Source organism: Bradyrhizobium sp. SZCCHNR1051, from assembly GCF_032489615.1.
Classification (GTDB): domain Bacteria; phylum Pseudomonadota; class Alphaproteobacteria; order Rhizobiales; family Xanthobacteraceae; genus Bradyrhizobium.
Genome location: NZ_JAUEYJ010000042.1, coordinates 1 through 25,472 on the forward strand (window position 1 = coordinate 1; position 25,472 = coordinate 25,472).

Genomic DNA, 25,472 nt, shown 5'->3' on the forward strand with positions numbered 1-25,472 from the left:
GGCTCCAGCATGGAATCTGAATCAGAAGTTCACCGACTCGGGAATCCTGATTCCGGCAAAAAACATCACGCTCTAGTCGCGGAGATACTGTTCCTGCTGTCGCCCGACGCGTCGAACCTGACCGGCGCATTCTACGCGACGGACGGCGGATGGACGGCCTATTGAACCCGCTTCCAGTCCGCTGAGGACTGGAACGATCGTTCACCCACGATCAGCTTCGAGCAAAGAGACGAGATCATGATGCGATCCCGCGGACCCACATCATGATCAGGGTCTCGGAAGAGCCGCGGACCTAGCGGCACTCCTTGTCTGACGGTTGTTCACAGGAGCGATATCGCAATTGGCCGTCATTGCGAAGGGCGAAGCGACGACGCAATCCAGAGTCGCGAGCTCGAGTTTGGATTGCTTCGCTGCGCCGCTGCGCTCGCAATGACGGATGGGAAGAGCGTGCTTAGGCCACTCAGGCCACTGCGCTTGGCTTGCCGCGCGTAACGTAGCGGCCGTCGCCCTTGGCGCCGACCAGCTGGCCGTCGCGCACGACGAATTTTCCGCGCAGCATCGTCGCGACCGGCCAGCCGGTGATCTCGATGCCTTCATAGGGCGTGTAGTCGGAGCCGTGGTGCAGGCCGGACTGGCTGATCTTGGCCGTCTTGGTCGGGTCCCACAGCGCGACGTCGGCATCGTAGCCGATCGCGATGGAGCCCTTAGCCCTCAGCCCATACGTCTTGGCGTGGTTGGTGGCGGTGAAGGCGACGAACTGGTTCAGGGTGATGCGGCCCTTGTTGACGCCTTCGGAGAACAGGATCGGCAGCCGCGTCTCGACGCCGGGGATGCCGTTCGGCACCCAGCGAAAGCTGGTGCGGCCCTTCGGCGTCAGCTTGCCGGCCTCGTCGTCATAGCGGAACGGGCAGTGATCCGACGAGAACAGCGAGAACACGCCCTGCTGCAGGCCTTCCCAGCACGCCTCCTGGCTGGCCTTGTCACGCGGCGGCGGCGAGCAGACATATTTGGCGCCTTCCATGTTGAGGCCCTGCATGTCCTCTTCGGTCAGCACCAGATATTGCGGGCAGGTCTCGCCGTGGATCTTCAGGCCGCGCGCCTGCGCGCGGCGGATCTCCTCCATCGCCTCGCGGTTGGAGACGTGGACGATGACGATCGGCACGTCGATCAGCTCGGCCAGCGAGATCGCGCGATGGGTCGCCTCGCGCTCGACCGGAATCGGCCGCGACTTGCCGTGATAATACGGCGCGATGTTGCCGGCGCGCTCCAGGCGGTCGGTGAGGAAGCGGATGGCGTCGTAGTTCTCGGCGTGGATCTGCACCAAGGCCCCGCGTTCGCGCGCGACCTGCAGCACGCCCAAAATCTCGTAGTCGCTGAGCGCGAGGCCCTCATAGGTCATGAAGATCTTCAGCGACGAATAGCCGTCGGCGACCAGCGCCGGCAGCTCCTGGCCGAGCACGGCGTCGGAGGGGTCGGCGATGATGAGGTGGAAGGAGTGGTCGACGTAGCAAGCGTTGTCGGCGAGGGCATGATAGTCCTTCAGCGCTGATCGCAGCGGCTGGCCCTTCTCCTGCAGGCAGTAGGGCATGACAAACGTGTTGCCGCCGAAGGCGGCGGCGCGCGTCGCACTCTCGAAATCGTCGGCCATGACGATGCCGGGGCCGGAGGGCTGGCTGATATGGACGTGGCTGTCGATGCCGCCCGGCAGCACCAGCAGGCCCGTGGCATCGACGATTTCGTCGGCATCGGTGATGGCCTCGCCGATCGCGACGATGCGGCCGCTCTTGATGGCGACATCGGCCTTGAACGTATCGCTCGCGGTGGCGACGGTGCCGTTGCGGATGACGGTGTCGAATGCAGCCATGTGACGTCCTTCTCAGGCGAAGTTCTTGAACAGCGAGCCCCAGCCGGTCACGGCGGCCGGATCGACGCCGGCGACCTTCAGGCTCTTCCATACCACGGTGGCGATGGTGTCGAGAATTGGAATGCCCGTCTCCTGCTCCATCCTGTCGACCAGCGGCGCGGCGCGCAGGTTGGTGCAGACGACGGCGATCGCATCGGGTTTCTCGGCCGCGACCTCGCGGATCATGCGCTCGAGCTGCGCCTCGGTGACCTCGGCGAAGGAGAAATTGTCCTGCAGGCCGAGATGGCGGTCGCCGCCGCAACCGATGCTGAGCGTCTCGTAGTTGGCGATGATCCGCGCCTGCACGTCGTCGCGATAGGGTGTGACATAGCCGAGCCGCTTCACGCCGGATCTCGTCAGAATCTCGTTCAGCGCCAGCATCGAGGTGGTCGCGGGAATGCCGGTCGCCGCGGTGATCTGCTCGCACAGCTTGACGTCGGCCTCGAAGCCGAGCCAGCCCGAGGAGGTGCCGTTCCAGCCGATCACGTCGACCCTGGCATGCGCGAGCAATTCTGCCGCGCGCAGGATGTTCGATGTGTCGAACTGCGCCAGCGCGTCGGTCGACAACGCGATCTCAGTGACCTTGAAGCGCGAGAAATGCGCTGACACGTTCGGCAGCCCGGCGACCATGGCCGAGGTGATCGGCTCCAGCGCGGTGTTCGACGACGGCGTCAGCATGCCGAGGAGAGTGCGTTTGGTCATTGGTGGTTTGCCTCTCTCGGCGCGGGCAGTTGGAGGTGGTCGGCGGGAAGACCTCTCCCGCTTGCGGGGGAGGTCGGATCGCATCGCAGATGCGATCCGGGTGGGGGAACTCTCTCCTCACGGGCAGCGTGCCGTGGAGCGCCCCCACCCCAGCCCTCCCCCGCAAGCGGGAGAGGGGGCGCACTGCGCATATCGAGCTGTCTCGGCTTCAACATGCATCGTTTGTGCGGGAGCAATCGGGCCATCCTCACACCCGCTCCCCCTGCTCCGCCCGCTCGCCGCGCAGCAGCGCCAGGATGTGCCGCTTGAGCGCATTGAACTGCGGGCTGGTGATATCCCGCGGGCGCGGCAGGTCGATCGGGATGATCTCGACGATGCGGCCGGGACGTGCGCTCATCACCGCGACATGGGTGCCGAGCGTCAGCGCCTCGTCGATGCCGTGGGTGACGAACACGATCGTGCCCTGGTGCTGCTGCCAGATCCTGACAAGCTCGGTCTGCATGTCCATGCGGGTCTGCTCGTCGAGCGCGCCGAACGGCTCGTCCATCAGGATCACTTGCGGGTTCATCAGCAGCGCCCGCGCAATGCCGACACGCTGGTTCATGCCGCCGGACAGTTCCGACGGATAGTGGTTCTCGAAGCCGGTGAGCCCGACCATGTCGATATAGACCTGCGCCTTGGCCCGGCGCTCGGCCTTCTGGCCGCCGCCGAGCAGCAGATGAAAGGCGACGTTCTCCCACACCGGCAGCCACGGCATCAGATTGGCGTGCTGGAAGACGACGCCGCGATCGGCGCCGGGCGCCGTCACCGTCTCGCCGTCGACGGCGATGCGGCCCGCGCTCGGCTGCTCGAATCCGGCGATCATGTTGAGAAGGGTCGACTTACCGCAGCCGGACGGGCCGAGCAGGCAGACGAACTCGTTGCGCGCGATGCTGAGGCTGATGTCGGCGAGCGCCGTCACCTCGGCGTTGCGCTTCCTGTCGGTGAAGATCTTGGAGACGCTGGCGATCTCGATCGCGACCATGCTCATTCCCCGCCGCCCAAGGTGGTGTTGCGCTGCCAGTGCAGCACGCGCGCCATCACGAAGCGAATGGCGAGATCGCTGCAGAAGCCGAGCAGGCCGATGCTCGCCATCGCCGCCAGCACCAGATCGTAACGCAGGAAGTAGTAGGAATCCCACAGCACGTAGCCGAGCCCGCTCTTCACCGCGACCATCTCGGCCGTCACGGTGAGCATCCAGGCCGAGCCGATGCCGATGCGAAGCCCGGCAAAGATGCTCGGCATCGCCGCGGGCACGACGATGTAGCGCAACAGCTTGCGCTCGCTGCCGCCGACCATGGCGCCGGCGCGAATGAGATTGCGGTCGCAGGTCTTCACGCCGTGGATGGTGTTGAGCAGGATCGGGAAGAAGGCGCCGAGAAACACCAGGAAGATCGCCGGCTTGTTGGCGATGCCGAACCAGATGATGGCGAGCGGGATCCACGACACCGGCGGGATCGGCCTGAGCATCTGCAAGGTCGGCTCGATCACGATCTCGGTCTTGCGCGACCAGCCGATCGCGACCCCGAGGCCGACGCCGAGCAAAGTGGCGATGGCAAAGCCCGCCGCGACGCGCGACAGGCTCGCCAGCATGTCGGCGAGCCAATGCGCGCTGTAGGTCTGGGTGTTGCCGTCGGTGCCGACCAGCCAGTCCGCCCACGCCCACAGCACCGTCGACGGCGCCGGCAGCAGCGCCGCCGGCAGCGCGCCGGAGCGCGAGAACGCCTCCCAGCCCGCGAGCACCAGCACGGGCACGATGGTGCGGTCGAGCTTCCTGAGCTGGGCGAGCGCGGCCATCTCAGTAGCCGAGCTCGCTCTTCGGCTTGCCGGTCGCCGCTTCCAGGAAGCGGTAGTCGAGGTTCTTCTCGACCGCCGCCGAGACGTCCGAGTTGATGTATTTGAGGTCGCGCATCATCGTGGCGATGGCGAGCGCGGAAGCGCGGTACATCTTCGGATCGGGATCGAGATTCTCGACCGCGCCGGTGGCGATCGCCTTGTCCAGGCCGGTGATCTTGGAGATCACCTCGATCAGCGCCGGCTTGTCGGCCGCGATGTGCGCGTCGACCTTCACGACCGCGCGCACCACGCCCTCCAGCGCCTTCGGGTTGGATGCGATGACGTCGGAGCGGGTCAGGATCAGATTGGTCAGCTTGCCGGCGGCCTGGTCATAGGGGAAGCCGAAGAACTTCGCCGCCTTGGCCTGCATGATCTGGGTCGCGAACGGCTCGACGGTGCAGATCAGCTCGACCTCGCCACGGCGCAGCGCCTGCAGATGATCCGACGGGTTCGGGATGTTGATGAACTGCACGTCCTTATTGATGTCGATGCCCTGCTTGGCGAAGGCACCGCGCATGTGAATGTCCTGCGCATTACCGCGCGAGGCGGCGACGCGGAACGGCTTGCCGTCGGCCTTGAACTTGGCGATGACAGCCTTCAGCGCGGTCCAGTCGCCCGGCGCGATCTCAAGATCATTGCCGAGCAGGATCGCCGAGCCGCCATTGACCTGGCCGGAGATGGCGACGACATCGAAGCCTTTGTCGAGCGCGATGGCGTAGTGCAGATAAGTGACTTGCGCGACGTCGATGTTCTTCGACACCAGCGCGGTCAGCGCATCAGTGCCGGTGTTGAAGCTGACGGCGTCGATCGCGACGCCCTCCGCGAATTGCGGCGTCAGCGACATCGGCGTGCAATGCGCGCATTTGGCGTAGCCGAGTTTGATCTTGGCGGCGTCGTCGGCGAAGCTGAGCGAGGGCAGCGCGAGCGCGAGCAGGGCGAGAATGGGCAGCACGAAACGTTTCACATCCATCTCCAGGGCAGGTCGATCCACGGGATTGTCACGGCTTGTCCTCTCATTAGCAAACGACATGCCAACTGGATGCGATATGCAATATTGATTTTATATAATAAAATCAGTATGAAACAGCATATCAAACTTGGAGAACCTGCCTGATCCGCGGGCGCATCGCCCGAATTTCAGGCATCTCGCAGCGGAGCAGCCGCGCCCACATGACCCCACCAGCACCCCGGCCCAGACTGAAGACGCGCTTCAAGCCGGCGCGGCTGAAGCTGTCGTCCGACCACTCCCAGCGGCCGCTCGATCGGCTGTCGCTGCACGATCAGCTCGTCGCCAGGGTGCGCGAGATGATCGTGGACGGCGAGCTCGCCGCCGGCGCTGCCTTGCCCGAGCGCATGCTGTGCGAGACCTTCGGCGTCTCGCGCACGCCGCTGCGCGAGGCCTTCAAGATCCTCGCCGCCGAGGGCCTGATCGAGCTGCGGCCGCATCGCACGCCCGTGGTGACGCCGATCGACGCCCGCGAGATCGCCGAGATCTTCGACGTGATGGTGTCGCTCGATGCCACCGCGGGCCGCGCCGCGGCCGCGCGTGCGACGGCGGACGACCTCGCCAGGCTCGACGCCATGCATGCCGAGCTGGTGGCGCTGCATCGCGTCGCCGAGCGCGCCGCCTATTTCCGGCTCAACCAGCAGATCCATGCCGAGATCACCAAGCTCGCCGGCAACGCCGTGCTGCTCAACATGTGGAGCACCCTGCATGCGAGCGTGTTCCGCGCGCGGGCGGTCGCCAATTACGACGCGCGGCGCTGGGACGAGTCGATCGGCGAGCACGAGGCCTTCATGGCGTTGCTGCGGGCCCGAGACGGCGACGGCTTCGCCGAGGCGCTCTCCGAGCACACCCGCAAGACGGGCGATTCCGTGCTGCAGATGCTGGACCAGGCCAGGCTGGATCCGGCGAAAGACGGATAGACTTTGTTCACGTCGAACCGGGCATGCTGGCATCGCGACAGATGAGAGCTTCCACGCGTCGGGCCTGATCCATGATCCTGCAATCGCTCGCCGGCCTGCCGGCCTTTCTGGTGTACTTCTGTACCGCGCTGGTCGCGGTGACGGCCTACCTGTTCATCTACACCCGCGTCACGCCCTACAATGAATTCCAGCTGATCCGGGACAACCATCCGTCGGCTGCGATCGCGCTCGGCCTCAGCCTGCTCGGCTTCACCCTGCCGCTGGTCAGCGCCATCGCCCATTCCGCCAACGTGCTTGACTGCCTGATCTGGGCGCTGGTCGCGCTGATCGTCCAGGTGATCGTCTATTACCTCGTGCGCATCCCGGTGCCGGATCTCGCCCAGCGCATCGTCGCCGGCGAGCTGGCCTCCGCAATCTGGCTCGGTCTCGCGTCGCTCTCCGCCGGCGCACTCAACGCCGCCTCGATGATCATCTGACCATGTCCAAGCAACGCCGCGAATTCGGCAAGCGCCGGCCGATGCCGCCCCCGCCCGCGACGCCGCCGGTGAAGCGCTCCGGCCACGTCGCGCTGCTGCTGATGGGCACGCTCGCCGTCGGCAGCACCGCCTATGCGCTGATGCCGCGGCAGCAGAGCTGCCCGCAGCAGGGCACCGAGACGCCGACGATGGCCGGCCAGCCGCAGACGAGCGAATGCACGACGCGCCGCTCGAGCGGCGGTGGCGGCGGCAGCGGCTCCGGTCGCTGGGGATTTTCCAGCGGCGACAGCGATTCCAGAAGCAGCGGCTCGAGCCATGTCGCCGAGGCGTCCTCCGCGCATGTCTCGCGCGGCGGCTTCGGCTCGTTCGGACACGGCTTCGGAGGCGGCGGCTGATTTTCGTCGCGCCGGCGCCGTGAAAACACCGCGTTTGTGATGTTTCCTTGGATTCGGATCTTTGACACAGACTCAAAATCATAAAAAACTGGCCTACCGACTCATCGGAAGCGATCCGATGCAACGTCCGCACCTGGTGGTGCCGGCGACGATCAAGGCTGCGGTGTCCGCCGCCGCCTCGCAACATTTTGCGAACAAGCGATCGCGTGGTCGCCGACGCGGGACGGCGCCGGGACCGCGCGGACGCGGTCATGGCCGCATCATCGATGGCGGCTTCGGCGATGCTGCGCCCGGTTGCCACGGGCACGGCATGGTTGGTGTTACCTGGGGCTGACACCGATGCAGCGCATCCCCTGCCCCGAACGTGACGACTGGCGCGAGACGGCGGCACGATGCGGATTCGCCTTCTACGAACTCGACGGCGAGCGCTATTGGGACGAGCGCGCCTACTACGCGTTCACGATCGCCGAGATCGAGCTCGGCATCGAGGAGCCGACGGCCGAGATCGAGCAGATGTGCCTCGCGCTGGTCGCACGCGTCATCGGCGACGAGGCGCTGCTCCGCCGCCTGAAGATCCCGCAGGCGATCTGGCCGCTGCTGGCGGAGAGCTGGAAGCGAAGGGACGGCAGCCTCTACGGACGGTTCGACCTCAGCTATCACGGCGGCCGCGCGCCGGCGAAGCTGCTCGAATACAATGCCGATACGCCGACATCGATCTTCGAGGCTGCGGTGTTCCAATGGACCTGGCTCGAGCAGGCGATCGAACGTCGCATCCTGCCGGGGCGTGCGGACCAGTACAACTCGATCCATGAGCGCCTGATCGAGCGCTGGCGCGCCCTCGGCAGGCAGCGCCGCGTGCATCTGGCCGGGCTCACCGGCAACGCCGAGGACGCCGCGACCCTGGCCTATCTGGCCGACACGGCAGCCCAAGCGGGCCTGTCGACAACCATCCTTGATGTCGCCGACATCGGCTGGCGCGAGATCGGCGGCGGCTTCGTCGATCTCGACGACGGCGACATCGCGCTCGCCTTCAAGCTCTATCCCTGGGAATGGATGTTCCGCGATGAGTTCGGCGCCAAGCTCGCGCAAGCGCCGACGCAATGGATCGAGCCGCCGTGGAAGGCCATCCTGTCCAACAAGGGCATCCTGCCGCTGCTCTGGCAGATGCACGAAGGCCATCCGAACCTGCTGCCGGCCTATTTCGAGGACGATCCGAAAGCCGCCAGCCTCGGCTCGAGCTTCGTGCGCAAGCCGATCTACTCGCGCGAGGGCGCCAATGTCAGCCTGGTGTCCGACGGCGTCGCCGTCTCCGCGCAGGACGGGCCCTACGGCGCCGAGGGCTACATCCGCCAGGCGGTGGCGCCGCTGCCGGATTTCGGCGGCGTGTTCCCGGTGATCGGCAGCTGGCTCGTCGACCACGAGCCATGCGGCCTGTCGATCCGCGAGGACACGAGCCCGATCACCGGCAACCGCTCGCGCTTTTTGCCGCATGCAATCCTGTAGGATCTTGACGACAGCCAGCGAAAGCGCCTCGACACGCGGTTCCGGAGCACTAGATAGGACCGAGGGGAATTCCCTGCCGGATCGGCGCGCATAGTCGGGATGAGGCATGGCGACGGACAATACCGAACTCGAAGGCCTGCGGATCCTGGTCGCCGAGGACGAGGGCCTGATCGCGCTCGATCTGAAGATCGTCATTACCTCGGGCCATGACGATGCGACGCTGTTTCCGCCGGATATCCGCGGCCTGCCCCGGCTCGCCAAGCCGTTCGACAAGCCGTTCGACAAGCCGTTCGACAAGCGCGCGCTGCGCGCGATGGGCGAGACCACGTTCGTTCGGCATCAACGCAACTCATAAGGCTTCGCTCGGGCCCGGCGCATCGGGAGGCATCGCGTGTCCATCATCGAAGATACCGCGGCCTACGAGGCCTGGCTTCGCAGCCAATGCGCAGTGGTCGAGGACGACCTCCTCACCAAGCACGAGCGGATGCGAAAGAGCCCCTTCATCTTCCTGCGGGCGACGTACTACCGCTGGGCGCGGCGCATCGAGGAGATCTACCCGGAGCTGGCCGAGGCACCGGTCGCGCTGTGCGTCGGCGACATCCACCTAGAGAATTTCGGGACATGGCGCGACGCCGACGGGCGCTGGGTGTGGGGCGTCAATGATTTCGACGAGGCCGCGGTGATGCCCTACGTCCTCGATCTGGTCCGACTCACGACCAGCGTCGAGCTCGCGCCGAAAATGGAGATCGGCAACCGCGATGCGGCAGACGCGATCCTGGAAGGCTATCGCCACGGACTTCAAAGGCCAGGGCCGGCGCTGCTCGACGACCATGAGATGTGGATCCGCTCCTACGTCAAATGCTCGGATCAGTGCCGGCGAAAATTCTGGGACGAGATCGACGGATTGATGCCGGCGGATGCAATTCCTTCCGCCGTCCATAAGTTGCTCCTCGGCAGCCTTCCCGGGACGGGCGAGACGCCGAGATTCTTCCGCCGCGCCGCCGGCGGCGGCAGCCTGGGACGTCCACGCTTCGTCGTCGTCGCAACATGGCGCGGCGGCCGCGTCGTGCGCGAAGCGAAGGCGTTGGTCCCTTCGGCCTGGACCTGGGCGAAGGACAAGCCGCAACGGAAGCCGGCGCCTCAGCACAGGTTCATTGAACTCTCGAATGGAGCCCATCGCGCGCCCGATCCATTCCTCCGCGTTTACCGGACCGACGAGGGGGACTACGTCGTTCGGCGATTGTCGGCCGATGCGCGCAAGATCGACCTCGGCAAGGAGGCCGGCGCCGACCTCAAGCTCGTCCTTCTACGCGGCATGGGCGCGGAGCTCGCCTCCGTCCATGCGGCTGACGGTCGCGTCAGCAGCACCATCGCGGCGGATCTCAGGAAACGCGGTTCGGGCTGGCTGCGCAGAGCTTCCCGCGCCGCACGCGAGGCGACGGAGAGGGACTACGACGTGTGGTGCCGACGGGCCTGAGTTCAGCGCTCGACGTGACGGCCGATACGGCGAGGACGAGGAAGCACCGACCGGAGCGCGACCTTCATCACACACCGGTCAGTCCGGCCGCACGGCCGACGCCGGCCGATGTTCCGACGATGTCTTCGCGCTCAGCGCAAACGTCAGCGAGCAGCGACCACCTTGAGGCCGGGCAGCAGCGCAGCGCCACCGCGCGGACTGCGCACCGGATTGATCTGGTACAGACCCCGCCGCTCCTGGTTGGGCCTGAACGCGTCGGTGATGCCGACGACCGATTCGGCGGCTCCCAGCAACAGCGTGCCGTCGGGCTCCATCACCTTGGCCATCCGCTCGAAGATCGAGGCCTTGGTCTCCTGGTCGAAATAGATCAGCACGTTTCGGCAGAAGATGATGTCGAATTTGCCGAGATGCGAGAAGTCCTGCAGCAGATTGAGCTGGCGATGCTGGACCATGCCGCGGATGTCGGCGCTGAGCTGCCAGAGCTCGCCGAGCTGTGTGAAATATTTCACCAGCAGCTGGATCGGCAATCCACGCTGCACCTCGAACTGGCTATAGAGGCCGGCCTTCGATTTCTCCAGCACCTCCTGCGACAGGTCGGTGGCAATGATCTCGATGCGCCAGCCCGCCAGAGCGGGACCGAATTCGCGCAGGCACATCGCGATCGAATACGGCTCCTGTCCGGTCGAGCAGGCGGCCGACCAGATGCGCAGGGAACGACGATTGGCGCGCGACTGGATCAGCGCCGGCAGGATGCCCTCACGGAGATGATCGAACGGAATCTTGTCGCGGAAGAAGAACGTCTCGTTGGTGGTCATCGCCTCGACCACCTGCGTCGTGAGCTGCTCCGCGCCGCTCCTGATCTTCTGCACCAGCTCCGGGATGCCCGGCAGGTTGGCGCGGCGGGCCAGCGGCAGCAACCGGCTTTCGACCAGGTACTGCTTGTCGGCCGACAGATCGAGGCCGGAGCGATCCTTCAGGACCTTACGCAAGAACTCATAGTCCAGGGGTGTCACGAACGGTCTCCAGCAAACAGACGGACCAGCTTCGGTCCGATCTGGTTCAAGGGAAGGACGGCCGCGCAGATGCCGGCATTGGCGGCTGAGCCCGGCATGCCCCAGACCACGCTGGTCGCCTCGTCCTGCGCGATCACGCTGCCACCGGCGGCGACGATGTCCTTGCCGCCGCGCATGCCGTCGGAGCCCATGCCCGTCAGGATCACGGCCAGGGTCGAGCCCTGCCAGACCTCGATCGCCGACATGAACAAGGGATCGACGGCGGGCTTGCAGAAATTGATCGGAGGACCGTTGTCGAGCGCGATCACCACATCGGCGCCATGGCGCGCTACACGCATGTGGCGGCCGCCGGGGGCAAGGTAGATCTGACCCGGCTTCACCACCTCACCGTCGACGGCCTCGTGGGCCGGTCGGCGGCTCGAGCGCGCCAGATGCTCGGCGAGGATGGTGGTGAAGGTCGGCGGCATATGCTGGGTGATCAGCACCGGAAAGCGGTCGATCACGGGACCGAGCTCGGTCACCAGCGACATCAGCGCCTGCGGGCCGCCCGTCGACGATCCGATCAGCAGCACCTTCGGCATCTGCGTGCTGAAGGAGCGGCGCGCCAGCTGGGTCGGCACGGCGGGCGCCACGGGGGCGACCATCGGCCGCGATGCAAGCGCAGGCCGGAGCCCCTGGACTTGCGGAACGATCGGCGATGCGGCCGGCGCATGCGGAGCAGGAGCGGCGCGGCGCGCCTTGGCGCCAAGATTGCGGATCTTCTGAATCAAATCGTAGTGGAAATTGTCGGCCGCCGAGGCCTCGCGCGTGCTCTCGGGCTTCGGGATGTAGTCGGCCGCGCCGAGCGACAGCGCCTTGAAGCTGATCTCCGCGTTGCGGCGGGTCAGCGTCGACGCCATGATGACGGCGAGGTTCTTCTTCTTGGCAAGCAGCTTCGGCAGGGCGGCAATGCCGTCGAGCTCGGGCATCTCGATGTCGAGCACGGCGACGTCGGGATTGACGCGATCGATCTGGTTCACGGCTTCCAGGCCGGTGCGCAGCGACGCCGCCACGACCATGTCGGGCTCAGACGCGATCCAACGCGAGATCATGCCGCGGATGACGACGGAGTCGTCCACGACCATCACCCGGAGAGGTTCCTGCCTGATCGAACTCGGGATCGAAGAACTGGCCAACGCGACGCTCATAGTTCACCAACAGGACAGAGGCACGGGGTGACGGCAAGCCCGGACGACCACGGGACCGCCGCACGCAACGGAGATCAGATCAGCCCGACTTCCTGAAACTTCGCGGTCACGATGTCCTTGTCGAAGGGCTTCATGATGTACTCGTTGGCGCCGGCGTGCAGCGCGCGCGCGATGTGCGCGACATCGTTCTCGGTCGTGCAGAACACCACCTTCGGCGCGTCGCCACCGGGCATGCGCCGGAGATTTCCGAGAAACTCATAGCCGTCCATGACGGGCATGTTCCAGTCGAGCAACACCGCATCGGGAAGGCCCCGCTTGCAGATCTCCAGAGCCTGCTCGCCGTCCTCCGCTTCCACGATCTGGAAATCCAGACCTTCCAGAATGCGTCGCGCCACCTTTCGAATGACGCTGGAATCGTCAACTACCAGACACGTTCTCATATCAGCCTCACGAGGTCAGGATCCAATGCAACGACGCCTGATGCGCCGCCGCCCTCAAATTGCAGTGTTCAGGCCGCCATCTTGTCTGCTGCGAGCTCGAGCACGCGATCGACATCGAGGATGACCATCAGCTGACCGTCGAGGCGGTGCACGCCGCCGGCGAGCTTCGCCATGCGCGGGTCGAGATTGACCGGGTTCTCCTCCCGGCTCTCCTCGGGCAGCCGCAGCACCTCGCCGATCTGATCGATCAGGAGACCATAGGACTCGCCACGCAGATCGACGCCGACCGCCATCGGCGGCTTGCCGTCCTCGGCACGGGCGAGGCCGAGCCGCGCCCGCATGTCGACGACGGTCACGATGCGGCCGCGCAGATTGAGGACGCCGGCGATCTCCGCCGACGACAGCGGCACCCGCGTCACCCGCTCCGGCATGAACACGTCCTGCACCCGGGAGATGGGCAGGCCGAACAGCTGACCGCCGATCATCGCAGTGACGTATTCGACGGCGGCGCCTTCGGTGGTTTCGATCTTGCTGCTCATCGCACGCTACTCCTGTCCGCTTGCTGTCACGCGGCCCGCCGGTTGGCTTCGGCGCGCGCCCGTTCCTCGATCTGTTCCTTCAGCGCCGCGATCAGGCCGGGACGGTCGAACTTGGCGATGTAGTCGTAGAGCCCGGCCTGGCGGCCGCGCTCGATCGCCGCCGGCGACACCAGCGACGACACCGCGATGACCGGCATCTGGTTCAGGTTCTGGTCGGCGCGGATCGCCTCGGTGAACTCGAAGCCGTTCATCTCCGGCATCTCGATGTCGGTGACGACGATGTCAAAGCTGTGCCCGGAACGCAGCGTGGCGAGGCCCTCGATCGCCGACGCCGCCGTGCGCACCTTGTAGCCGGCCGACTTCAACACCGGCGCCAGCATGTTGCGGAAGAACGGCGAGTCGTCGACCAAGAGCACCGACTGCGTCTGCGACTCGGTCGCCATCTCCTTGCGGATGAACCAATCGGCGAACGCCATCGGCAGGAAGTGGCCAACGTCGATCACTTCCGTCGCCTGGCCCTTGATCACCGCCGAGCCGAGGATGCCGTCCTTGGCGCCGGAGACCTGGATGTTGAGCCGCTCCTCGACGATGTCGATGATCTCGTCGACCACGAGGCCCATCGCCCGGGTCTCGTCGGCGAACACCAGGATCGGCTGCGAGCCCGACGTCTGCACCGACACGCCTTCCATCTGCACCAAGGGCATTAGCTGGTCGCGGTACTGCACCATGTAGCGGCCGTTGGAGATCTCGATCTTGTCGGCCGCGATCTCCTCCAGGCGCGTGACCAGCGCCAGCGGCACCGCCTTGGGCTGCGCCGTGCCGGCGCGGAACACCAGCAGCGAGGTGAGCTGCTCACCGCCGATGGCGTGATGCGCGGCGTGCTCGTCCGACACCGCCTGCGAGGCCGAGCCGGCGGCGCCGAGCGCCTTGGCGATACCGTTCGGATCGATGATCATGATCACGGCGCCGTCGCCCAGGATGGTGTTGCCCGAGAACATGTCGATGTGACGCAGCTTGGTCGACATCGGCTTGACCACGATTTCCTCGGTGTGGAACACGCAGTCGACCACGATGCCGAAGGTCTGGTTGCCGACCTGCGTCACCACGATGAAGCCGTTCTCCGGATCGGTCGACGAGCCGTCGTCGATCTTCAAGAGCTTCTTCAGATGCATCAGCGGCAGCAGCTTGTTGCGCAAGCGCAGCACCGCGGTGTCCTTGATGCGCTCGATGCGGTGCTCGGAGTTGGCGCGCGCGCGCACCAGCTCGACGACCGACAATTGCGGGATCGCGAAGCGGTCGCCGCCGGCTTCGACGATCAGCGCCGAGACGATCGCGAGCGTCAGCGGGATCTTGATGGTGACCGAGGTGCCCTCGCCGAGCACCGACTTGATGTCGATGGTGCCGCCGATCTGGTCGATGTTGGTGCGCACCACGTCCATGCCGACGCCGCGGCCCGAGACCGAGGTGACGGCGGCCGCGGTCGAGAAGCCCGGCTCGAAGATGAACTTGTGGATCTGCGCTTCCGTCATCTTCTCGAGCTCGGCCTCGGTGACGAGGCCGTTCGCCAAGGCCTTGGCCTTGATGCGCTCGGTGTTGAGGCCGCGGCCGTTGTCGGCGATGCAGATGATGATATGGCCGCCTTCGTGATAGGCGGACAGCCGGATCGTGCCCTGCTCGGCCTTGCCGGCCGCGGCGCGCTCGGCCATCGTCTCCAGGCCGTGATCGGCGGAGTTGCGCACCATGTGGGTGAGCGGGTCCTTGATCAGGTCGAGCACCTGGCGGTCGAGCTCGGTGTCGGCGCCGTGCATCTCGAGCTCGATCTGCTTGCCGAGTTCGGTGGCGAGGTCGCGGACGATGCGCGGCAGCTTCTGCCAGGCATTGCCGATCGGCTGCATGCGCGTCTTCATGACGCCCTCCTGCAGCTCGGCGGTGACGTTGGACAGCCGCTGCAGCGGCACCTTGAACTCGGTGTCCTCGTTGCGGCGGGCGATCTCGAGCAGCTGGTTGCGCGTCAGCACCAGCTCCGAGACCATCGTCATCAGATGTTCGAGCGTGTCGACGTTGACGCGGATCGACTGGTTGGCGACCTTGTCGTTCTCGTGCACCTCGCCATCGGCATTGGCCTTGGCGCGCGCCGCCTTCTTCGGCGCCTCGGCCTTGGCCTCTGCTTCCGCCTTGGCAGGCCCGGCCTTGGCAACCGGCGCCGGGGCAGCGGCTTTGGGCTCAGGCGCCTTCTCATGCGCGGGCGGCAACTCGATCGCGGTCTCGCGGAAGGCCCGCTCGAGCTCGTCGAGCGACACTTCGCCCGGACGCAGCGGACGCTCCAGCGTCTGGTCGATCAGCGAGCCGTGCGTGACCGCGGGCGCGGCCGGCGCTGCAGGCGCAAGCGGTGGCGCGGTCTCGCCGGCCATCGCGATCGGCTCCGCCGACGCGGCCATTGCCGCCATGCCGCGCTCGACCATGGCTTCGAGCTCGCTGATGAGGTCGCGGTCCTCGCCTTCGGGCTCGGCCTCGTTGGCCTCGAGCTGTCCGAGGATGTCCTTGATGCGGTCGATGGTGGTGAGGATCAGCGTCACGGCCTCGCCGGTGACCGGCATGCCGTCGCGGAACTTGCCCATCAGGGTCTCGGCGGCATGCGCCAGCGCTTCGAGCCGCGGCAGGCCGAGGAAGCCGCAGGTCCCCTTGATCGTGTGCACCAGCCGGAAGATGTTATCGAGGATCTTGGCGTTGTTCGGCTCCTGCTCGAACCGCACCAATTGATTATCGACGGTGTCCAGGCTCTCGCTGGTCTCCGTCAGAAACTCACGCAACAGGTCATCCATGAAACTGGCCTTCGCACGCAACGGAACGCGACATGACGCGCCCTTCAAACCGTGGCCAGTTTCGGTGCAAAGCGTTTAATATTAGTTGAGTAAGCGCAAATGAACGGACTCAACAAAGAGATAAGATGCATCCGGACAAATTCGGACCCATCGGCAAGGCTTGATTAACCATGGTGAATGGATTGTTGCGTCTGTCCCACGGCACGAGGTCGCAGGACTGACGCGGCAGGACGTCTGCCAGATCAGGCCGCCTGCACGACCATCGCGTTGCCGTCGGCGGTGAGCGTCACCTTGAGGCCGCAGGCATCGGCGAGCAGACGGGTGTAGTAGGGCTGCACCGCGTGGGCATCGATGGTCGACTGCAATTCGCCGCCAAGCAGATTGACGATGTTCTGCGGCAGGCGGGCATTGAGCCCGGTGGCAGCGACGCGGAAGCTCATGGACTCGCCGTCGCCGATCGGGTCGACGGTCAGCATGCCGCCGCGCGGGATCGTCTGCTGCGCCACCACCATCATGTTGAGCAGCAGCTTGACCCGGTTCTTGGGCAACAGCAGCCGCGGCAGATTCCAGGTGATCGAGGTCTTGGCGTCCTCGATGTGGCCGCGCGCCATGGTCTGGGCGTCGCCGAGATCGATCTGCGCGCCCGCAGAGCCGGCCGCACCAAAGGCGAGGCGGCAGAACTGCAGCCGCGCCGACGCCGTCTTGGCGCTCTTGCGGATCAGCTCCAGCGCGAAGTCGCGATCCTCCGGCTTCGGATTGTCGTCGAGCACCTCGAGCCCATTGACGATCGCGCCGACCGGACTAATCAGGTCGTGGCAGACCTTCGAGCAGAGCAGAGCGGCAAGTTCGAGCGTATCGGGAGCGGGAATCGGATTGGCGATCTCGGGAGAGGACGTGCCGGACATTCGATGTTCCTGAAATCCGCGAACCTGGGCGAATCATGCTTGCGTTAACGCTTGATACACTGCGAAAGCATGGACCGCCACCGGACTGAGGGCGGGACACGGGAAAGTACGTAGCGGTTTTCCCGGCAGCCGCAGCTCAATGAACGTGCGAACGGCCGTACCCGGATGCGCCGGCGCCAGAACAAGGATACGATGATGCAAGCTGCGTACGGAACGGCCGGAAGGAGCACCGCGCAATGACGACGGCACCGACTGCAGGAACCGTCGAGGTCGAGGCCGCCGCCGCGCTGATGACGCCCCTGACGGAGCTCGTCGTCGAGGCGGCCTACGCGATCCTCGCCGTCAACCGCCGCGCCATGGCTGTCACCGACAAATCCGACGGCTCGCCGGTCACCGAGGCCGATCTTGCCGCCGACAGGGTCATTGCCGAAGGGCTGGCACGGCTGGCGCCCGCGATTCCCGCGCTGTCGGAGGAGCGGGTCGGGGCGAGCGCAGGACCGTTCAATGGCAGCTTCTTCCTGATCGATCCGCTCGACGGCACCAAGGAGTTCGTCGCCGGGCGCGGCGAGTTCACGGTCAATCTGGCGCTGGTCACCGGCGGCAGACCGCTGCTCGGCATCGTCTGCGCGCCGGCCATCGGCCAGATCTGGCGCGGTCTGGTCGGCCGTGGCGCCGAGCGGCTGTCGTTCACGGAGGCGGGTTTGGCGGCCGCCGAGCCGATCCGCACCCGGCCGATGCCGCCGCAGGGCGCGGCATGGGTCGCCGCAGTCAGCCGGTCGCATGGCGATGCCCGCACCGAAGCCTTCATTGCGGCCCGTCCAGGCGCGGTGCGCCTGCCGCTCGGCTCGGCCGTGAAGTTCGGCCGGCTCGCCGAAGGTCTGGCCGACATCTATCCGCGGCTCGGCCCGACCTCGGAATGGGACGTGGCGGCAGGCCATGCCGTGGTCGCAGCCGCCGGCGGCACCGTCACCAGCGAGACCGGCGCGCCGTTGCGCTATGGCGAGCGCCCCGACGGCTTCATCGTGCCGTCGTTCATCGCCTGGGGCGACCCGGCTGCGGTGAGGATTTGAGACAGCCCTGCCGCCTACTGCGGCAGATCCTCCTCGAGCGCCGGCCAACGAGCTTCCGCCCGCGGCAGATAGCGGCTCGGGTCGGCCGCGAAGGCGTCGCGGCTTTCCTCGCGATTGAACAGGAACAGCCGTTCCTCGACCACGACGAAGAAGCGCGGGTTGCCGGCCACCGTCACGCCGCGAGCCACATCGGTCGGGTCGTAGCCGCCGAATTGCGGGCCGTAGACCTCCGGATGGGCCAGGAAGGAGGCGCGATTGCCCTCGTTGCGAAACCGCCAGACCACCCCACCCTGGGACGCCTCGAAATCCGGCAGTCCCAGCAGGGCCTTGCCATCCACGAAATATGAAACGGGGTCGAAGCCGTCGATCGCCAGCCCGCTGAAGCGGTCGGAGATGATGCGCGGCGTCGTGGCCGCCGGCGCGCCGACCGGCAGCAGCAGCGCAGCGAGCGCGATAGCGGCAATTACAAGGCGAAACAGCGACTTTGATCCGGTCTGGTTCGGTTGTTGCCGTTGTGCGGTCATAGTTGGTGCCGATAACATGGGAGTCGCAGGGGCATCGCCCCTCGCCCGACAATCGCCCGATGGGGTTGGCGTCAGGTTAAGGCGAGGCTCGGGCAGCCGATAGCAGGGGATTTCCATCGATGAGTTTCGCATCACGCCTTGCCGCCGCCACGCTAGCGGCCGTGCTGGCCATGACCGCGTCGGTCGCCGCGCAGCAGGCGCCCCCGCCTGCTGCGCCGCCCTACCAGGCTGCGCCGCCGTATCAGCAGCCCGCACCGCCGCCGCGCCCTGCGCCGAGCCCGGACAGCTTCAATCCGGACGAGCTCGTCAATGCCGGCCACCGCTTCTTCGGCAACGTCTCGCGCGGCCTCGCCTCGGTGATCGAGCGCGCCGTCAGCCAATGGGGCCTGCCGAACGGCTATATCCTGGGCGAGGAAGGCGCCGGTGCTTTCGTCGCCGGTCTCCGTTACGGCGAGGGCACGCTCTACACCAAGAACGCCGGCGACCTCCGCGTCTACTGGCAGGGCCCCTCGCTCGGCTTCGACTGGGGCGGCGACGGCGCCCGCACCATGACGCTGGTCTACAATCTGCCGGCGACCAGCGCGATCTATCAGCGCTTCGTCGGCATCGATGGCTCGGCCTATATCGTCGGCGGCTTCGGCATGACGGCGCTCACCGCCAACAACATCGTGCTGGTGCCGATCCGGTCCGGGATCGGCCTGCGGCTCGGCGCCAATGTCGGCTACCTCAAGTTCACCCCAAGTGCGACCTGGAACCCGTTCTGAGGTCGCCGGCTGGTACCGCTAGGACACGTTCTCCCGCGACGGATCAAGGTTAACACGGCATTGGGCTGGCGTTGAATCAGCCCGCCGTGCATTGTGATTCCGTTAATCATTTTGGACCGGGAGTTGTGCGTCATGGTCGAGCCGATCATGTATTTTGCGATCGGTTTTCTGATCGCCATGCTCTGTGCGCTGATGATCGTGCCGCTGGTGCACAATCGTGCGGTGCGGCTGACGACGCGCCGGCTCGAGGCGGCGACGCCGCTGTCGATGGCCGAGATCCAGGCCGACAAGGACCAGCTGCGCGCGGAGTTCGCGATGTCGGCGCGGCGGCTGGAGATGAGCGTCGACGCGCTCAAGAACAAGGCCACCGGCCAGCTCGCCGACCTCGGCAAGAAGACCGACGCCATCAACCGCATGAAGATCGAGCTCGGCGAGAAGAACGCTGCGATCTTCGCGCTGGAGGCGCGCGAGAAGGCGCTCAAGGACCAGCTCCGCGCCACGGAAGAGGAGTTCGCCGCCAAGACCGAGGCGCTGCGCGCCGCCGAGCAGGCGCTGAAGGAGAAGCAGGCCGAGCTGGTCCGGCTGAGCACCGAGCTCAACGACAAGGCGCTGCTGGCGGACAGCCGCCAGGTCGAGCTGGTGTCGGTCAGGACCCAGGTCGAGGAGCTGCGCAGCCGCGTGGCCGACGCCGAGAAGGAATTCTCCGCCACCCAGACGCGGCTCGCGCTGGAGCGCGACGAATCCGACACCGCGACCAAGGCGCTCAATGACGCCCGCGCGCGGGTCGAGAATCTCAGCCAGCGCGTCACCGAGCTCGACCGCCAGCTGATCGTTCAGGTCAAGGAAGCCGAGATGCTGGCGACGCGCGTTGCCGACCTCGAGGGCCGGCTGTCGACCCAGGGCAAGCTGCTTGCCGAACGTGATTTCGAGAACAACCAGTTGCGCGAGGCCAACGTGGCCGCCGACCGCGCCTTGAAGGAGCTGCGAGAGGAGCTGGCCGGCTTCGGCAGCGGCAAGTCGGCCGCATTTGAGCGGCTCAAATCCGAGAAGGCCGCCCTCGAAGAGCAATTGCAGGCCGCCCGCGACGAGCGCACCAAGCTGCAGCGCGAGATGAACGCGATCCAGCAGCAGGCCGAGAGCACCTGGGCCCAGGAGCGGATGGAGAACGCGCTCTTGCGTGAGCGCATCAACGACATCGCCGCCGAGGTTGCCAAGCTCGCGATGCAGATCGAGGGTCCGAACTCGACCATCGAAGCCATGCTGGCCGCCGAGCCGGCCCCCGCCAAGCCGGCCAACGCCAATGGCGTCGCCGCGGCTCCGGCCGCTGCAGCCGGCGCAGGCGGTCCGCAAGGCGGCACCCTGGCCGACCGCATCCGCGCGCTGCAGTCTCATGCCTCGCGAGCACGGCAGCTCGGGGCCTGAGGCCGCCGGATCGGCGCCGAGTGCGGCGGATATCCGCCCCTCGCTTCAGTATGGAGGCAGGCCCGCGAGAGGGCCGGTTTCGATCCCTATCGAGGACGGGCCACCGCACCCCGGCAGTTTTCCTCGCCAGCGGCGCCGCAAATCCTTGACACCCCCTGCCCGCGCTTCGTAAATCGCGGGCTCCGACGGACTGCTTCGGCAGCTGCCTCTTACGGCCCCACGGCCGGCAGCCACCAGGATCCGGGCGCATAGCTCAGCGGGAGAGCGTTCCCTTCACACGGGAGAGGTCCAAGGTTCGATCCCTTGTGCGCCCACCATTAAGCGAATAAGATCAGCAGCTTACAAAGACGTTTCCCTCCGCCTGTTCCCCGAAGTGCGCGGGGTACAGCAGGGGTACAGGAACAATCGGTGATCTGACCGACCAGTTCGAGTCTCGTTTTCACGAAAAGAAGCACGTGATGCCCGAACCGCTTACGCTCACCGCCCTGCTCGTTGCCGGCGCAGAACTGGTCGGTACCGAGACTATCAAGGAAGTCACCAAGGACGCCTACCGCAAATTGAAGGAGAAGGTCGGCCACGTGTTCGGATCCCGGGCCTCGGCCGCGCTGGCGAAACTTGAGAGTCCCACTACGCATGAGGAAGGCCGCAAGGATCTTTCACGCTGCGTTGACGACGAGCTGCGGCCCGACGAGGCGACCGTGCTCGCTCCGTTCGTCGAGGCGCTCGTTCGAGCGATGCAGGCAGACGCCATCGCCAAAACCGCTGTACACTCTCGAGTAGGGCTCGACATCGAGGCCGGCGGCAATGCCTTCATTCGCGACATCCAGGGCGCCCGCGAGGTCGCGGCGAAGGTCAAGGCCGGCCAAGACGTCACCATCGAAGGCCTGCATCTGGATACGGGAAGAGATCCGGGAAAATAGCCGGCGCGCTCGTCGGTCCTAACAGCGCGCCGGTCTCCAACACGGATCAGAGTGCTGCCGGTCTTCGCATCGACGCGCGGGCCGGTGGAAATGCCACGGTCACCGTCAACCAATATCAAGGCGCCGACCTAGCTCAGATCCAGAGCGCGTTGCGAAGCGTGCTCCAGACCGCGGGTCTAACTACTGGGCTCGTGCAGGTCCAAGAGGTGATCGTTCCGGCGCATGAACAAAACCTCTCGGATCAGCTGGATCGCTTACGGGATGGTGCGAAGACCGCGGATCCGGACACCAATCTGAAGCTGTTTCACAGCTTCATGGATAGCCTCCCGGCCGATGCGAGCGGCACCATCCGCTACCGCGCAAAGGCAAACATCGGATTGCAGCATCTCGCGCGTGGGGAAGGCGCCGAAGCGATCCGATGGCTTCTCGACGCGTACAACGAAGCGCCGAGCGATCCGCGCGCGATCGCGAACCGCACCCTTGCCCTCTTCGTGCAGGGAGACGCCGACGAAGCATACCGCTTCGGCCGAGAACGGCTGGATGCAGATCCCACCAACGAAGTGCTCGCGTCCTACCTGCCGCAAATAGCCGCCAAGGTCGCAAGCGTTACCGATGGCCTCGACGGCATTCCGAACGACTTGCGTGACAAGGAGAGCCTTCTCGTCGCGCAGACCGCGTTTCTTCGGGGCCGCAATCTGGTTCCGCAATGGTGGGATTTCGCGCGACAGGCGCTCGCCAAACATCCGGACTCCGAACACCTGAAGATGCTGGCGGCCTTCGCCGACGTCGACGAGATATCGCGCGACCCTTTCGCTCAGCGCACGCTGATCGTGAACGCCGACCAGCGCGCGAGGCTCGCTGCGGCCGCCGAGATACTGGAGGCCGACTGGCGATCCAAGCCATGGTTGCTGACCAGCCATTTTGACGACGCGATCCACACCCTATCGGTCGCCATGATCGCCTACCGGTTCCTGCACGATAGGGAAAAGGCGCTGGCTCACGTCGAGCGCATGGCCGACGCCAAAATCGATGAGCCGGGCGTCCTGCTCAACGCCGTGACCGTCGCGTTGAGTTTCGGCAGAGCCGATCTTGCTCGCCGCCTCATCGCCCTAGCACCAGACGACCCCGATCTCGCCTTCCACGCCGGGGTGATTGCCATCGGCGAGAACCGGTGGTCGGACGCCGTCGAACTCTTCGGCAAGGCCAATATTCCTGATCACGAAGAACGCGTAACCGAAGTCGCAATCGCGCTTGCTCCGATCGCGGAAACCGGCAGACCATCTGACGGAAGTCCGGCAGACCCCGCGCCGTTGACGGATCTGATCTCGAAATTCAAAGACAGCCCGCGCGGCCTCGTGCTGATCGCGCAGGTCGCCACAGCGATCGGATTGCGCGACGTCGCGGAATCGGCGTTCGAAGCCGCGGTGGATGCGGTTCCGGAAGATAGTCATGTCGCGACACGCCTCATGGTCGCGCACGAAGCCGATCGGGCCGGCTCACCAGCCACGGTCATCCAGCTCCTGGATGGACACCTTCCGTTCGAAGGTTTCGAGAAGGAATTCGAGTTGCTTTCGGTGGCCCATGCCAACGAGCATCCGCACCGCGACCGAAATCTCACCTTCTTCTCTCGCCTGCCTACCCGTCTTCGGAACGCTCACCCGATCGCCCGCGCACACGCGAGCGTCCTGGCCGACGTCGGCAAGCTTCCCGAAGCGATCAAGCTGCTCCGCCATCTTCACGCTGAAGATCCGACGGACGCGTTCGTCGCGCTGCGCCTTTACGATGCTTTGTACCGATCGGCGGACGTCGCCGGCGCCGGCGCCGTAATCCGCGCGGTCGACCTTGCACGCCAAGTCGGCGCTCCCGAGCACATCATGCGACTGGCGCTCGAGACGCTCCGCCAAGGAGACTTCAATCGGGCCTACATCGCCGCCTATGACCTCGTCCGCCGCCATCCGAACAACCCCAACATCGCGTTGGGTTATGCCGGCCTGGGCCTGATGTACGAGGCCAACCCGATGTTCACAGCGACGACCGCAGGTCTCGGCACCTACGTGGCCGTCGAGGCACCCGACGGCCTGCGGCAGGACTTCGTGATCGACGAGGGGGCCGACTTCTTCGGCATGAACGTTCAAGCCGCGACGTCTGGCATCGCGACCCGCGTGATGGGCTTGCGTCGCGGCGAAACGTTCGAGATGCCTAAGTTCGGCCTAGATCAGCCCGAAACCTGGAAGGTCGTCGAGGTCAAATCCAAGTATCTGCACCTTCAGCATCGCGTTTTCGAGGAGTTCGAAACCCGTTTTCCCGGCACGCCTGGGCTGGCCAGGTTCACGGTTGGCCAAGACAACATCGACGGTGTTCTCGATGTCGTCCGCCGAAGCGCCGAAGAGAACATCAAGAACGCGCAAGTCTACATGGAGAAGCCCTTCCCGCTCGCATTCATCGCGCGAGGACTCGGCGGCGACGTCGTCAGTTTCGCCCAGTTCGTGCGAAAATTGGGCGGCCGGATCGTCACGTGCCTGGGGACCGCCCCCGAACGCACCGGCGCCATCAGACTGGCACGGAACCACCGGGGTCGCGGGGCGGTGCTCGACGCTTATACGGCCTGGGTCGCAGCCGAGATCGGGATCCTGCCTGCCCTCAAGGAGTGGTTCGGAAAACTGCAGACGCCGACTTCGACGCTGGCAATGATCGACCGTATCATAAGGCGCGAAGACGAAGGCCGCGGCCGGCGCCAGATGACGGTCAGCTATCAGAACGGGCAGTTCTATCGAAACGAAGTGACCGACGAATACCGCGATCACCAGATCGCGGCGATCAAGCGTGTCCTCGACTGCATCGAGCAGAACTGCGAAGTCGTCCAGGTGCTCGTGCCCGATGATATTTCCGAGACGACGGAGAACTTGCTTGCCTTAGGCGGCAGTCGATTCCTTGATGCTGCCTTCCTCGCCGCCCGTAGCAACGCGCTGTTGTTGTCCGACGACATGCGGTTCCGCCAGTTGGCGGCGGAAGCCACAAGAACCGCTGGAACCTGGTTACAGGCCGCGCTTCTCGCCGCCACTGAAGACCGGCAGCTGGTCGCTTCCGAATACGCAAAGGCAGTCGTCGGTTTGGCCAGGAATGCGCACGATCACGTGGTGCTGAACGGTCCCTTGCTCTACCTCATCGCACGCCAGGATGAGGACGGCTTTCCCGGGCTTCGGGCGGCGCTCCAATGCCTCGGCGGCCCGAACGCCGAGATAAAGTCCCATGTGAACGTTCTCGTCAGCTTCTTCGCCCTCCTCTGGCCTCCGGACGACGTGCTGGACTGGGTAAGGACGAGAGCCGCTACCGGGCTCAGTCTCGAAATCTTCCTGAGCAACCGAAGCCACGATTGGGCCCCGTTGCTTGGCGAGATCCTCCTGCGCACCCGCCACGATCGCGCTCTGACAAGATACCTGGCCGGCTGGCTCCGGGGCCATTTCATCGTCCAAGCAAGTTTGGAGAGTGCACTTGCGCCTGCGGCGCCGTCCCGACGCCGGCGCAAGAAGGCCTCTTGATTGCTGGTTTCTGACAGTGTCTGCTTGTTGAAGCCTGTCGGGTCCGGTCCAGCGATCCCTAGAGTAGTGC

Annotated in this window: 24 protein-coding genes and 1 tRNA gene; 13 read left to right on the plus strand and 12 right to left on the minus strand. The window is 65.7% G+C overall.

What is annotated here, in order from left to right; genetic code table 11:
- Positions 1-460: 460 nt before the first annotated feature.
- From hydA to QW868_RS32755, 5 genes are all read right to left on the minus strand, one after another.
- On the minus strand, positions 461-1,864 hold the full coding sequence (hydA, locus tag QW868_RS32735; protein ID WP_316232495.1) for a dihydropyrimidinase: 1,404 nt from the start codon (positions 1,862-1,864) through the stop codon (positions 461-463).
- Positions 1,865-1,876: 12 nt separating this feature from the next.
- Entirely contained in the window at positions 1,877-2,605 is a 729-nt protein-coding gene (locus tag QW868_RS32740; RefSeq protein WP_315775342.1) for an aspartate/glutamate racemase family protein, read from the minus strand.
- Between the two features lie 247 nt (positions 2,606-2,852).
- Positions 2,853-3,629 carry an ABC transporter ATP-binding protein gene (locus tag QW868_RS32745; RefSeq protein WP_316232501.1) on the minus strand — a complete coding sequence of 259 codons (777 nt, stop codon included), beginning with the start codon at positions 3,627-3,629 and terminating at the stop codon, positions 2,853-2,855.
- Between the two features lie 2 nt (positions 3,630-3,631).
- Positions 3,632-4,441, minus strand: coding sequence for an ABC transporter permease (locus QW868_RS32750; RefSeq protein WP_315734084.1), 810 nt, complete (start codon positions 4,439-4,441; stop codon positions 3,632-3,634).
- A 1-nt stretch (position 4,442) separates the two neighbouring features.
- Positions 4,443-5,450, minus strand: coding sequence for an ABC transporter substrate-binding protein (locus tag QW868_RS32755; RefSeq protein WP_315775835.1), 1,008 nt, complete (start codon positions 5,448-5,450; stop codon positions 4,443-4,445).
- A 200-nt stretch (positions 5,451-5,650) separates the two neighbouring features.
- On the opposite strand from QW868_RS32755, the gene QW868_RS32760 reads away from it, so the two are divergent.
- The 7 genes from QW868_RS32760 (at position 5,651) to QW868_RS32790 (ending at position 10,257) form a co-directional block, all read left to right on the plus strand.
- Positions 5,651-6,406 carry a GntR family transcriptional regulator gene (locus tag QW868_RS32760; protein WP_315775343.1) on the plus strand — a complete coding sequence of 252 codons (756 nt, stop codon included), beginning with the start codon at positions 5,651-5,653 and terminating at the stop codon, positions 6,404-6,406.
- A gap of 71 nt (positions 6,407-6,477) precedes the next feature.
- Positions 6,478-6,882 (plus strand): DUF350 domain-containing protein, encoded by a 405-nt coding sequence (locus QW868_RS32765; protein WP_315734089.1) that lies wholly within the window; start codon positions 6,478-6,480, stop codon positions 6,880-6,882.
- Positions 6,883-6,884: 2 nt separating this feature from the next.
- Positions 6,885-7,277 (plus strand): hypothetical protein, encoded by a 393-nt coding sequence (locus QW868_RS32770; protein ID WP_315775344.1) that lies wholly within the window; start codon positions 6,885-6,887, stop codon positions 7,275-7,277.
- 61 nt (positions 7,278-7,338) lie between these two features.
- Entirely contained in the window at positions 7,339-7,611 is a 273-nt protein-coding gene (locus QW868_RS32775) for a hypothetical protein (RefSeq protein ID WP_315775345.1), read from the plus strand.
- Between the two features lie 5 nt (positions 7,612-7,616).
- Positions 7,617-8,780, plus strand: coding sequence for a glutathionylspermidine synthase family protein (locus tag QW868_RS32780; protein WP_315775346.1), 1,164 nt, complete (start codon positions 7,617-7,619; stop codon positions 8,778-8,780).
- Between the two features lie 106 nt (positions 8,781-8,886).
- Positions 8,887-9,135: a hypothetical protein gene (locus QW868_RS32785; protein ID WP_315775347.1), complete on the plus strand. Its 249-nt coding sequence runs from the start codon at positions 8,887-8,889 to the stop codon at positions 9,133-9,135.
- Between the two features lie 36 nt (positions 9,136-9,171).
- Positions 9,172-10,257, plus strand: coding sequence for a DUF2252 family protein (locus QW868_RS32790; RefSeq protein ID WP_316232496.1), 1,086 nt, complete (start codon positions 9,172-9,174; stop codon positions 10,255-10,257).
- Positions 10,258-10,400: 143 nt separating this feature from the next.
- On the opposite strand, the gene QW868_RS32795 is transcribed toward QW868_RS32790, so the two are convergent.
- The 6 genes from QW868_RS32795 to chpT form a co-directional block, all read right to left on the minus strand.
- A complete protein-coding gene (locus QW868_RS32795; RefSeq protein WP_315734099.1) occupies positions 10,401-11,270 on the minus strand; it encodes a protein-glutamate O-methyltransferase CheR in 870 nt (289 codons plus the stop codon).
- Entirely contained in the window at positions 11,267-12,457 is a 1,191-nt protein-coding gene (locus QW868_RS32800) for a chemotaxis response regulator protein-glutamate methylesterase (protein ID WP_315786038.1), read from the minus strand. The genes QW868_RS32795 and QW868_RS32800 overlap by 4 nt, the downstream gene beginning before the upstream one ends.
- A 74-nt stretch (positions 12,458-12,531) precedes the next feature.
- Positions 12,532-12,897 carry a PleD family two-component system response regulator gene (locus QW868_RS32805; protein ID WP_006613312.1) on the minus strand — a complete coding sequence of 122 codons (366 nt, stop codon included), beginning with the start codon at positions 12,895-12,897 and terminating at the stop codon, positions 12,532-12,534.
- Between the two features lie 68 nt (positions 12,898-12,965).
- A complete protein-coding gene (locus tag QW868_RS32810; protein ID WP_172114528.1) occupies positions 12,966-13,436 on the minus strand; it encodes a chemotaxis protein CheW in 471 nt (156 codons plus the stop codon).
- A gap of 26 nt (positions 13,437-13,462) precedes the next feature.
- Positions 13,463-16,258, minus strand: coding sequence for a hybrid sensor histidine kinase/response regulator (locus QW868_RS32815; protein WP_315757213.1), 2,796 nt, complete (start codon positions 16,256-16,258; stop codon positions 13,463-13,465).
- A 242-nt stretch (positions 16,259-16,500) separates the two neighbouring features.
- On the minus strand, positions 16,501-17,163 hold the full coding sequence (gene chpT / locus QW868_RS32820; RefSeq protein ID WP_315734106.1) for a histidine phosphotransferase ChpT: 663 nt from the start codon (positions 17,161-17,163) through the stop codon (positions 16,501-16,503).
- A 236-nt stretch (positions 17,164-17,399) separates the two neighbouring features.
- Between chpT and cysQ the strand changes: the two genes are divergently transcribed.
- Entirely contained in the window at positions 17,400-18,233 is an 834-nt protein-coding gene (cysQ, locus tag QW868_RS32825) for a 3'(2'),5'-bisphosphate nucleotidase CysQ (RefSeq protein WP_316232497.1), read from the plus strand.
- 14 nt (positions 18,234-18,247) lie between these two features.
- Here cysQ and QW868_RS32830 read toward each other — a convergent pair whose 3' ends face one another.
- Complete coding sequence (locus QW868_RS32830) at positions 18,248-18,757, minus strand: YHS domain-containing (seleno)protein (protein ID WP_316232498.1); 510 nt, start codon at positions 18,755-18,757, stop codon at positions 18,248-18,250.
- A gap of 119 nt (positions 18,758-18,876) precedes the next feature.
- Between QW868_RS32830 and QW868_RS32835 the strand changes: the two genes are divergently transcribed.
- From QW868_RS32835 to QW868_RS32855, 5 genes are all read left to right on the plus strand, one after another.
- On the plus strand, positions 18,877-19,521 hold the full coding sequence (locus tag QW868_RS32835) for a DUF1134 domain-containing protein (RefSeq protein WP_315771790.1): 645 nt from the start codon (positions 18,877-18,879) through the stop codon (positions 19,519-19,521).
- 132 nt (positions 19,522-19,653) lie between these two features.
- Positions 19,654-20,943, plus strand: coding sequence for a hypothetical protein (locus tag QW868_RS32840; protein WP_315734117.1), 1,290 nt, complete (start codon positions 19,654-19,656; stop codon positions 20,941-20,943).
- A 242-nt stretch (positions 20,944-21,185) separates the two neighbouring features.
- A tRNA-Val gene (locus QW868_RS32845) sits at positions 21,186-21,260 on the plus strand.
- A 138-nt stretch (positions 21,261-21,398) separates the two neighbouring features.
- Entirely contained in the window at positions 21,399-21,863 is a 465-nt protein-coding gene (locus tag QW868_RS32850) for a hypothetical protein (RefSeq protein ID WP_316232499.1), read from the plus strand.
- Positions 21,864-22,069: 206 nt separating this feature from the next.
- Complete coding sequence (locus QW868_RS32855; protein ID WP_316232500.1) at positions 22,070-25,402, plus strand: PIN domain-containing protein; 3,333 nt, start codon at positions 22,070-22,072, stop codon at positions 25,400-25,402.
- Positions 25,403-25,472: the final 70 nt, after the last annotated feature.